Origin of the sequence: uncultured Hyphomicrobium sp. (assembly GCF_902826555.1) — a bacterium.
GTDB lineage: Bacteria > Pseudomonadota > Alphaproteobacteria > Rhizobiales > Hyphomicrobiaceae > Hyphomicrobium_C.
In genome coordinates, this window is the sequence record NZ_CADEFI010000028.1 from 37,966 (window position 1) to 47,642 (window position 9,677).

Annotated in this window: 14 protein-coding genes; 7 read left to right on the top strand and 7 right to left on the bottom strand. The window is 64.1% G+C overall.

From position 1 onward, the window contains the following. The first annotated feature begins 120 nt into the window (after positions 1–120). Positions 121–387: a hypothetical protein gene (locus QZV93_RS12375; RefSeq protein WP_295558852.1), complete on the top strand. Its 267-nt coding sequence runs from the start codon at positions 121–123 to the stop codon at positions 385–387. A 206-nt stretch (positions 388–593) separates the two neighbouring features. Next, the gene (locus QZV93_RS12380; RefSeq protein ID WP_295558854.1) at positions 594–1,001 is read left to right on the top strand and encodes a lysozyme inhibitor LprI family protein; all 408 of its coding nucleotides are present in this window, start codon (positions 594–596) and stop codon (positions 999–1,001) included. Positions 1,002–1,050: 49 nt separating this feature from the next. On the opposite strand, the gene QZV93_RS12385 is transcribed toward QZV93_RS12380, so the two are convergent. Together QZV93_RS12385 and QZV93_RS12390 are read right to left on the bottom strand one after the other, a co-directional pair. Beyond that, positions 1,051–1,287, bottom strand: a complete 237-nt coding sequence (locus QZV93_RS12385; protein ID WP_295558855.1) for a hypothetical protein — start codon at positions 1,285–1,287, stop codon at positions 1,051–1,053. 159 nt (positions 1,288–1,446) lie between these two features. Further along, a complete protein-coding gene (locus QZV93_RS12390; RefSeq protein WP_295558856.1) occupies positions 1,447–2,514 on the bottom strand; it encodes a DUF2252 family protein in 1,068 nt (355 codons plus the stop codon). A gap of 202 nt (positions 2,515–2,716) precedes the next feature. Between QZV93_RS12390 and QZV93_RS12395 the strand changes: the two genes are divergently transcribed. After that, positions 2,717–3,184: a DUF3592 domain-containing protein gene (locus tag QZV93_RS12395; protein ID WP_295558858.1), complete on the top strand. Its 468-nt coding sequence runs from the start codon at positions 2,717–2,719 to the stop codon at positions 3,182–3,184. A gap of 10 nt (positions 3,185–3,194) precedes the next feature. On the opposite strand, the gene QZV93_RS12400 is transcribed toward QZV93_RS12395, so the two are convergent. The 3 genes from QZV93_RS12400 to QZV93_RS12410 form a co-directional block, all read right to left on the bottom strand. Next, the gene (locus tag QZV93_RS12400) at positions 3,195–3,815 is read right to left on the bottom strand and encodes a hypothetical protein (RefSeq protein WP_295558859.1); all 621 of its coding nucleotides are present in this window, start codon (positions 3,813–3,815) and stop codon (positions 3,195–3,197) included. A 99-nt stretch (positions 3,816–3,914) separates the two neighbouring features. After that, positions 3,915–4,619 (bottom strand): RDD family protein, encoded by a 705-nt coding sequence (locus tag QZV93_RS12405; protein WP_295558860.1) that lies wholly within the window; start codon positions 4,617–4,619, stop codon positions 3,915–3,917. A gap of 103 nt (positions 4,620–4,722) precedes the next feature. Further along, on the bottom strand, positions 4,723–6,345 hold the full coding sequence (locus QZV93_RS12410; RefSeq protein ID WP_295558861.1) for an ABC-F family ATP-binding cassette domain-containing protein: 1,623 nt from the start codon (positions 6,343–6,345) through the stop codon (positions 4,723–4,725). A 349-nt stretch (positions 6,346–6,694) separates the two neighbouring features. Here QZV93_RS12410 and QZV93_RS12415 point away from each other — a divergent pair, with 349 nt between their 5' ends. After that, positions 6,695–6,976, top strand: coding sequence for a hypothetical protein (locus QZV93_RS12415; protein WP_295558862.1), 282 nt, complete (start codon positions 6,695–6,697; stop codon positions 6,974–6,976). Between the two features lie 66 nt (positions 6,977–7,042). Here the strand turns inward: QZV93_RS12415 and QZV93_RS12420 are convergent, their stop codons facing one another. Beyond that, positions 7,043–7,267 carry a tautomerase family protein gene (locus QZV93_RS12420; protein ID WP_295558864.1) on the bottom strand — a complete coding sequence of 75 codons (225 nt, stop codon included), beginning with the start codon at positions 7,265–7,267 and terminating at the stop codon, positions 7,043–7,045. Between the two features lie 182 nt (positions 7,268–7,449). Between QZV93_RS12420 and QZV93_RS12425 the strand changes: the two genes are divergently transcribed. The 3 genes from QZV93_RS12425 (at position 7,450) to QZV93_RS12435 (ending at position 9,123) form a co-directional block, all read left to right on the top strand. Then, positions 7,450–8,148 carry a winged helix-turn-helix transcriptional regulator gene (locus QZV93_RS12425; RefSeq protein WP_295558866.1) on the top strand — a complete coding sequence of 233 codons (699 nt, stop codon included), beginning with the start codon at positions 7,450–7,452 and terminating at the stop codon, positions 8,146–8,148. 13 nt (positions 8,149–8,161) lie between these two features. Then, on the top strand, positions 8,162–8,470 hold the full coding sequence (locus QZV93_RS12430; RefSeq protein WP_295558868.1) for a DUF1272 domain-containing protein: 309 nt from the start codon (positions 8,162–8,164) through the stop codon (positions 8,468–8,470). Between the two features lie 203 nt (positions 8,471–8,673). Beyond that, a complete protein-coding gene (locus QZV93_RS12435; RefSeq protein ID WP_295558876.1) occupies positions 8,674–9,123 on the top strand; it encodes an SRPBCC family protein in 450 nt (149 codons plus the stop codon). Positions 9,124–9,250: 127 nt separating this feature from the next. Here QZV93_RS12435 and QZV93_RS12440 read toward each other — a convergent pair whose 3' ends face one another. Continuing rightward, positions 9,251–9,547, bottom strand: coding sequence for a hypothetical protein (locus tag QZV93_RS12440; RefSeq protein ID WP_295558869.1), 297 nt, complete (start codon positions 9,545–9,547; stop codon positions 9,251–9,253). Positions 9,548–9,677: the final 130 nt, after the last annotated feature.

A 9,677-nucleotide genomic window follows, 5' to 3' on the forward strand; every position in this document is an offset into this window, starting at 1 on the left:
GCGTTTTTCGTCAGCGATACATTTCCGTGTGTTACGCGCGGATACTAACACGGAAGTCGCGATCGGAACCCGACCATCGGCTTCGCGTTAACACTTGCGATAACTTGGAGGTGACGACCCATGAGAAAACTTCTCGCCGGCCTCGCCGGCGCTCTTGCAATTGCGCTTTTCGCCCCGGCTCTCCAGGCTGCGCCGCTCGGTGCGGCCGGAAACGCGTCCGGTGCCCAGGTCTCGTCCGAGATCATTCAAGTGCACGGGCTTCACAGCGCTTGCCGGCGCGACCGGTTCGGCTGGCATCGCTCGCATATCTGGGGCCGTGAGCGGTGTGTGCCGCATTGGCTGAGGCACCACCATCACGGCAAGAAGTACTGGAAGAAGCGTCGCTGACCTGAGCGGCGTTGATTTCCCGATCTTGCGTTTTCCGGCCCGTCCCCACGAGGGGGCGGGCCTTTTCGTTCGACAGGGAGGGAGAGAGCGGCATCGGCCGGTAATCCGCGCGCTTCCCGGAAGTTCGCGCTGGCTGCCGGGCGCTCGCTGTCCGGCTGCTCGATCATTCGATAAGATCGGCTGATCGAACCTCGAGAGGCCCCTGCATGCGCACCTTTCTTTCCGGCCTGGTCCTGCTCTGCACATGCGCAGCGCACCCCGCCGCCGCGGACGACGCCATCGACTGCACCAACGCCAGCACCACGGTGGAAATGAATTTCTGCTCGGACAAGGACTTCAAGGCGGCCGACGCCAAGCTCAATGCCGTCTATCAAAAGGTGCTGGCGCAGATCGCCACGTCGGGCCTCGAAAAGCCGTACGATTCGCAGAGCTGGGAGGCGGCCATGCGGGAGGCGCAGCGGGCGTGGGTGGCGTTCCGCGACGCGGATTGCAAAGGTGTCGTGCCGATGGAATGGTCGGGTGGAACAGGCACCAGCTCGGCGGTGTCCGGCTGCATGACGCAAAAGACGGAAGAGCGCATCAAGGAACTCAGCGAGCGCTACGACCCAAAATAGGAGGAACTCTCTCCCCGCGCGCCGCGCAGGGAGAGAGAAAGTTCGCGTCTCAGTATTTGCAGAGATAGTAGCGGTCGAGGAAGTACTCGTTGCCGGTCTTCTTGTACTTGCGAAGCCAATGCTTGCAGCCATAGTCGGACGAGCCGATCACGATCAGGCCGTGGTGATGATGGCCGAAGTGATGATGATTGAGCTTCTTGCCATGGGCATTGGCCGCCGTCATGCCGGTGCCGAGCGCGGCAACAGCAACCGCAGCGGCGAGAGCGGCAGTCTTAGTGAACGTCATTCGTGGTCTCCTTATGCTTGCCCGGCACACACGGCGCACGGGTCGGCGTGATCGGGAGACTTTGGCGGAACGGCACGCACGGAGCTGTCCCGCGCGGGACAGAACGCAATGTCTCTGCGAAAAATACTCCGATAAAGCAAAAGCCTGGAAGCTTGTGCCTTACATTTTGCGAAAGGATTTGTAATCCGCGCGCGTGGCTGCTGCCGCCTTTTCCGCCGCAGCGACGAGCCATCCCGCCTGTCTCGCTTTCAGGTCTTTCCCGATCGCCACGCCGGCTCCCCTCGTGCCGGCGTGAATGTTCGCCAGCTCGAAACCCATTGCTTTCAGCATCCTGTGGCCATGGAGCTTCACATCGATCGTCGCCGCCTCGATCTTGCGGTTGTTGGGCGACAGCCGGCGGGCGATGATGTTGCCCACGAGCCTGTACCAGGGATCCGGCGCGCGGAATTTTCCGGCTGCAACCTCCATGATGCGAAGCGGCTCGGCCGGCGTACCGTGCGCGATGGTCCACGCGGATCTAAGTGCGGCCTTGGCCTCGCGCACGACAGGGGCCCCGCGCCAGTCGGCCACGCCAATCCAGCGCGGGCGGCCGAGACTTCCCGTCCCGGCAACGCGGCGTGCCGTATCGAAGGCAAGACGCGGCTCCGGCATCGCGGCCCGTAGGGCCTTCATAAATCGGGGCGGCGCCGGCTCGATCTTGCGTTGCTCGATCTTCTTCCAGAACTTCTGCCGCACGACATCCGGCACCACGACCTTGTCGCGCAGCCAGGCCCAATCGCGATCCAGAACCACAGGCGCGGGCGCCGCCAAGCCGGAACGGTATCCCTCCATGATCGCATCGCAGATGCTTCCGAGATCGGGCTTCGACGTTGCATCCGCGAGGGCGGCGCTGGTCGCGAGGCGCACCAAATCCAATCCGTAAGACATGGTCGCAGCCTCGTCGAAGTCGTTGATGCCCCAGACCAGGCGTCCGTCGGCATCGCGCCACGTGCCGAAGTTCTCGAGGTGGATGTCGCCAACGGCGAGCACGGACGGGCCGGAGGCGAGATCCGGCACGATCTCGAACGCGAGCTCCGCCCATCGCCAATAGGTGCCGCGCAAAAAGACAAACGTGCTCTCTTCAATCACGCGGTTCTTCTCGGCGAGGTCGGCGGCGACGAAATCGCTGCCGAGCGCCTTGCGAAGCCAGGTCTCATAGCGCTTTTTGGATAGGGAAAATTGGATCATGCCGCGAGAACCGCCTTCCGGCGCGCATTGGGCCCGGCTGTCGCCGATAATCTAGGAACCGGATGACGATGTGCCAAGTGCGGCCCGGAACCGGCTCATGCGTCCGGCTCTCCACTGCCGCGTTCCGCTCAGGTCTCGCCAGGAACAGCGCGACAGGCTATGCTGAGCTTAGGTCGATCTATTGTTGTGTGGGGTGGCGGCCGTGAACGACCTCAAGCTCTCGCTTTTCGTACTGACGGCACCGTTCGTCATTCTCGCCGCGCTGGCACAGCTCGGTGCGGATTTTGTGCGCTTCCGGCACATCACAGCCTACGGCCTGCCGGCGACGGCCGTCGTGGAGCGCATCGAGCCTTCCTCGTGGCTCGAGCGCCCGGAAGGCGGCGTGCTGCTCACTTACACCCTGGATCTCCCGGGGCCGGCGTTCATCCATGGCGCCGCGCATTTGTCCGACGCGGCGGCCGCGCGCTACGAGCCGGGCGAAGACATCGAGATCGTTTATGCGGCTAACAATCCCAAGCACCATGCCCTTTCCGTCGCGCAAGCGTGGAGCGTGCTCGTTAACGCCGTGATCGTTTTCACAGCCTACGGTGCCGTACTGGCGCTGGCGCTGGCTCTGTTACGGGTGTCGCCCTACAAGAGCTGGCGCGACGAGCCGGGTGCGATGCCGTAACACCGGCCGCCTATCTGTTTCCCGGGTCGGGAGCGCCGAGGTTCGCGACCGTGGTGCCCTTGCCCGCAAGGAAGACGCCGACGCAGTGCCCAAGCTCGGTTTGCACGAGCCAGACGTGGTCCTGGAACGTCTGCTGCGCCAATTCCCCTCCCGGGGCGACGCGTGCGTACTCCTTGCGGTCTCCAGCGTAGTCAATCCAGAAGACGACGCGGAGGCCATCGGAGGCGTTGACGAACTTCAACGTTGCCGCCGCCTCCGAGACTGGCGACTGCAGCGACGGGACATCGCCACACGGGACGGACCGGGCCGGCGTCAGGGCGCTCCCAGCGCTTTCGCCAGAAGCGGGGCCAGTCTGCCGGGCCTTGAGCTTTTGGATTTCGGCGCGGGCCACGCTGGCGTAAAAGCCACCCGGAAACTGGGCGAGAAATCCGTTCCAACTCTCGACGGTGCCGGTTGCCTTTGCGGTGTCGAATGCCCGTTGCTCGGCGGCGGGCCCCGTGCTTACGGGAGCATCCTGCGCGGCCGCCGGCGGCGGCAGAAGCGTCGACTGGGACGTGCCATTGGGCGTGCCCATGACCAGTGCAGCACAGGCCACGGCAGCGACTTTGGCGATGTCGAAAAAGACGGACATCCTGAAACCTCCGCCTGAAAATGAGTTGGATATAAAAAGGGATCATCGCTCCGTGGGCGGGCGACGGTCAAGCGACGGGCGGGAAGCCAGGGATCGCGCTCAATGCGTGACGACGTATGTGCCAACGATCTTATCGTGAAGCGCCTGCTTGCGCTGCGTCCATCCGGCCATCATGAAGCCGACGCAAATGATCGCGGCCGACAGGATTTTCAGGAGGTTGCGGGCCGCGGCAGCCGCCAGAGTGAGGCGCTGTCCTTGCGCGTCGACAACCTCGAGCCCCAGAACCCGCTTGCCGAGGCCGCCTCGATAAAGGCTGGCATCCGTGAAGATCCAATAGAGCATCAGCACGGCGAGCACGATCTCGTTGACCTCCACCGTCTCGATGGGCTGGCCGGTCGCCGGGTCGATCTGCCACGACAGGCTCGTGCGCAGGGTGACAGTGTAGACCGCGCCTTCAGTCTCGCGCGCCGTCTCTTCGATCCTGTAGCGATAGACCCACGTGTCGAGCACGGACCGCTCGATGATCTTGTCGGTTTTGATGACTTTATCGCCGTCCGCGTCCGTGGTCTCGGTGCTCCTGCTGTCTATCGTGCGTTCCACCGTGCCGATGCCGAACGGCGTGCTCAACGTCACGATGCGGCCGATGTTCGGCTCCGCGGCGGCGAGCAGCAGGTACAGGGTCGAGACGATGGTTCCGACCACGCCTACATCAATCAGGAGCGCGAGCGCTCGCTTCCAGAAGCCGGCGTCGCGCGTCACGCCGCTCGCGATGGCGTCATCGGCCACATTATCGACGTTCGCCATCGAACTCTCCAACCGGGCTGCGGCGCTTCAAGGCGCACTCGATCAGCTTCAGTGTGGGGGATGATGTCCGTCAACGATGTTCCGCCGGGAACACGATCCAGCGTCAGCTCCGAAGACCCGGAGCTTCCTGACCGGTGCGCTCGACGTATTCGGTATAGCCACCGCCGTACTGGTGAATGCCCTCCGGCGTCAGCTCCAGAACGCGGTTCGACAAGCCGGCCAGGAAGTGGCGGTCGTGCGAGACGAACAGCATGGCGCCCTCATAGAGCGCCAGCGCCTTGATCAGCATTTCCTTCGTCATCAGGTCGAGGTGGTTTGTCGGCTCGTCGAGGACGAGAAAGTTGGGCGGATCGAACAGCATCTTCGCCATCACGAGGCGCGCCTTCTCGCCGCCCGACAGCACACGGCACCGCTTCTCGACGTCGTCGCCGGAAAAGCCGAAGCAACCGGCCAGCGTGCGCAATGTGCCGGTGCCCGCCTGAGGAAACGCGTCCTCGAGCGACTGGAACACGGTGCGCTCGCCGTCGAGCAGATCCATGGCGTGCTGGGCGAAGTAACCCATCTTGACACTGGCGCCGATCGAGACCGTACCCTCGTCCGGCGCGGCCGCACCTGCCACGAGCTTCAGCAGCGTCGACTTGCCGGCGCCGTTGATACCCATCACGCACCACCGCTCCTTGCGGCGAACCTGGAAGTCGAGCCCCTCGTAGATGCTGCGGCTGCCGTAACTCTTGTGCACGCTCTTGAGCGTCGCCACGTCCTCGCCCGACCGAGGCGCCGGCGGGAAATCGAAAGCGATGGCCTGACGCCGGCGCGGCGGCTCGACGCGCTCGATCTTCTCGATCTGCTTCACACGGCTCTGCACCTGGGCCGCGTGCGAGGCGCGCGCTTTGAAGCGCTCGATGAACCGGATCTCCTTCGCCAGCATGGCCTGCTGGCGCTCGAACTGCGCCTGCTGCTGCTTCTCCTTCAGCGCGCGTTGCTGCTCGTAGAATTCGTAGTCGCCCGAATAGGAGGTCAGCGTACCGCCGTCGATCTCGACAATCTTGCCCACGATGCGGTTCATGAACTCGCGGTCGTGCGAGGTCATCATGAGCGCACCTTCGTAGCCCTTCAGGAACTCCTCGAGCCAGATCAGGCTTTCGATGTCCAGATGGTTGCTCGGCTCGTCGAGCAGCATCACGTCCGGGCGCATGAGCAGGATGCGAGCAAGGGCGACGCGCATCTTCCAGCCACCCGACAGATTGCCGACGTCGCCGTCCATCATATCCTGGCTGAAGGACAAGCCCGCCAGCACCTCGCGTGCGCGTCCGTCCAATGCATAGCCGCCCAATTCCTCGAAGCGGCCTTGCACCTCGCCGTAGCGCTCGATGAGGGCTTCCATTTCGCCGGCGCGGTCGGGATCGGCCAGGGCTGCTTCGAGATCGGCCAGCTCCGCGGCAAGCGCGCTCACGGGCCCGGCTCCGTCCATGACCTCGGACACGGCGCTGCGGCCCCCCATCTCGCCGACGTCCTGGCTGAAGTAGCCGATGGTGACGCCGCGATCGACGGAGACCTGCCCCTCGTCCGGCTGCTCCTGGCCGGTGATGAGGCGGAACAGCGTGGTTTTCCCGGCGCCGTTCGGGCCGACCAGGCCGATTTTCTCGCCGCGCAGCAGTGCCGCCGAGGCCTCGATGAAGAGGATCTGGTGGCCGTTCTGCTTACTGATGTTGTCGAGGTGAATCATAGGCGCATTTACCTGTGCGCCGGGCGATGCGGCAAGGGACTAAGGGGCGCAGGGGTGGGCCGTCGAGGCGGGCAAAGACCCTGGTGCCGCAGCGAAATAGCCGTCCTACCGCAAGCGCCCGCCGGGGCGTGCCGGTACGCCAACTTTTCCGATCGGCTGTCAGCTGGCCTTCAGGTTTCGGGACCATGTTCCGTCACATCGGGGAGGCGGGCAAGCCTCGTGCCGCAGGCGTTCCAGTGGGGGTTTCCGCGGTCCACAGGCTTTAACACGCCTGTCGTGATCGTCCCCTATCTAGGATGAAAATTGAACCTCGACCGCCCGTGCGGGGCGGCACAAAAGTGGAGCGACCATGCAGTCTCCGGTCATCGTTCTGGCGGCGCTGCTTCCTATTTCGATCGGCGCGATGGTGCTCATTTACCAGCACACGGGCGTGCGGCGGTTTGATACCCTGCTCTCCTTTTTCGGCGTCGCCCTTGTCGCCAGCGGTCTGGCGATGGCTCGTGACGGCGTCGAGGGTACGCGGCGCATCCTCTGGATGTTGCCGAGCGACGCCGCGGCCGTGACAGCCCAGGACGGAATGACGTCCGTCGCGACGGCGCCTGCATTGCGCGCGGTCGCTGTGCGCGACTAAGCGCAATCTAGCCCTTCCATACGACGGCGAAGGATCCAGGCGCAGCGCGCCTGGATCGTGCATCGCCTATTTCCTGCCGCCCGCCTGGATGGCCTTCACGTCGGCGGCTGTCATGCCCTTGCCGCCGATGCCCCAGTGGCCGCTCGCCACCTCGTGCACGCGCACCCAGGTGACAGAGCGCATGGCCTCGCCTTCGATCTCGACCATGGCGTCCGTGATCTTCCCGATCATGGCCTGCTTCTGGCGGGCGTCGAAGACGCCTTCGATCAGCTCGATGTCGATCAGTGGCATGTGTTTCCTTTCGTTTTCGCTGCTGCGGGAACCTGCTCCCGCGCGCCGAGCCAGATCGCACGGCAGGCGCGGCGGCCTCCAGTTCAGCAACTGAACCCCGGCGATACAGAAACTGAACTGGTCGCGGCTCATTCGACGGCGTAGGTTGCGCGGCGATGGGGCGCCAATCCAGGGAGCAATCCATGAGCGAAGGCAGCTACGGCCAGTTCTGCCCGGTGGCGATGGCGGCAGAGATTCTATGCTCGCGCTGGACTCTGCTTCTGCTGCGCGAGCTTGTCTCCGGCTCGACGCGTTTCAACGAGCTGCGCCGCGGCGTGCCGCGCATGTCGCCTGCGCTACTTTCCAAGCGCCTCAAGGATCTCGAGGCGGCGGGCATCGTCACGCGGCACCGCGCTGCGGACGAGCCCGGCACGATCGCATACCGTCTGACGAAAGCGGGCGAGGATCTGCGCCCCGTCATCGAAGCGGTCGGCGCGTGGGGCCAGCGGTGGATCGAGACCGATGCGTCGCTCAAGAACCTCGATCCCAACCTGCTGATGTGGGACATCCGGCGCAACATCGATCCGAAGCCGATGCCGCGCAAACGGAGCACGATCGAGGTCATCTTCAGCGATCTTCCGAAAGCGCAGCGGACCTGGTGGCTGGTGGTCGCGCCCGGACAGGAGGTCGATCTCTGCTCGTCAGATCCCGGCTTCGACGTGGATCTCTATCTCGCGACCGACCTCAGGACTCTGACCGAGATCTGGATGGGATATCTCACGGCGGCGCGGGCGAAGCGCGAGGGGCGGCTCACGATCACGGGCAGCCGGCCGCTCGAAGCAAGCCTCACGTCGTGGCTCACGCTGAGCACGTTTGCGAAGGTGGACAAGCTCGTCGCTTGACCGGGAGACAAGGATGCTCGAACTCAGACCGACGTGCGAGAACTGCAATACGGCGCTGCCGCCCGAAGCGACGGACGCGCGCATCTGCTCGTACGAGTGCACGTTCTGCGCGGACTGCGTGGAGCACGTGCTGCAGAACGTGTGCCCGAACTGCGGAGGCGGGTTCGCGCCGCGTCCCATCCGGCCGGTCACGAACTGGCGCGGCGACAACTATCTCGGCAAGGACCCGGCGAGCACGACGGTCAAGCATCAGCCGGTGGATGCGGCGGCGCATGCGGCGTTCGTTGGCGAGGTCGGGCGTCTTGCGCCGCAGCGACGGTGAGGCGGGGGCTGTTTGCCTGAGTTTCAACGGCTTGGCTCGTCCAGGTGCCAAAGGTTGCCCGCAAGATCAAAATCTCCAGGGTGAGGTGTCGGGAGCGAGGCGTGTCGAACGTCTTGATATCGACGGGCGGAACTGCCCTTGTCACTCCGCTCCACCGGCGGTCAACACAGGAGACACCCATGTCCAAGAAGCAGGAAGCGAAAATGCCGGAAACGAGCACCATTCGCCTGCACCGCGTTTTCGCCACCACGCCGGAGAAAGTCTACCGTGCGTTCCTCGATGCCGATGCCATGGCCAAATGGCTGCCCCCGTACGGCTTCACGTGCACGGTCCATCATTTCGAGGGGAAAGCCGGCGGCACCTTCAAGATGTCGTTCAAGAACTTCACGACGGAGAAGAGCCATTCCTTCGGTGGTGAGTATGTGGAGCTCGTACCCCACACGCTCATCCGCTACACGGACCGCTTCGACGATCCGAATCTTCCGGGCGTCATGTCGGTGACGGTGAAGCTCACGGCCGTGTCCTGCGGCACCGAGATCAACATCGAGCAGGCGGGCGTGCCGGCCGTCATCCCAGCGGAAGCGTGCTATCTCGGCTGGCAGCAATCGCTCGCGCAGCTCGCGAAGCTCGTCGAGCCGGACAATCCGGAGTAGGGCCGGCCTGGCCACAAGCTGGCGTGGTCGTCGATAGCCGAACCTCGGCTATCGACGAAGCATCCTCGAGCGGATCGAAGCTCTCGTCCGGTCCCGCGCTATTCTTCAATCCGCGCCGGGCAACGGGTCAGAAGCACAACCAAGCGCCCAGGCAGGCTTTGGGCTCCGACACTTTGCACGCCATCTGCGAGGCGCGACACGTCGTTGTCCCCGTGCCGTCTTCGCACTTCAGGCTGACAGGGCCTTTGCCCTCGCGGCCCTGCCCGTAGATGATGTTTTTCAGACCGTTCGTCGCAAAGAGCGCGGCGACATCGTGGCTCGCGAACTCGCCAACGGATCCCACTCTGACGCAGTCGGCATGAGCCGTCGCCGAAAGTGCGAAGATGACCGCCGTGGCAGCCAAGCCGAGTTTCAAAGATCGCATTCGCCCCTCCGAAAAAGGATCTACCTCAGTATCGATACTTAGTTGAGAGCGCGGCCCTCGACAACAAACTGGCCAGCCGCAAACAGCGTTATCCAGCAAGATACTGGAAAGCGTGCCGCTTTTGCCACGC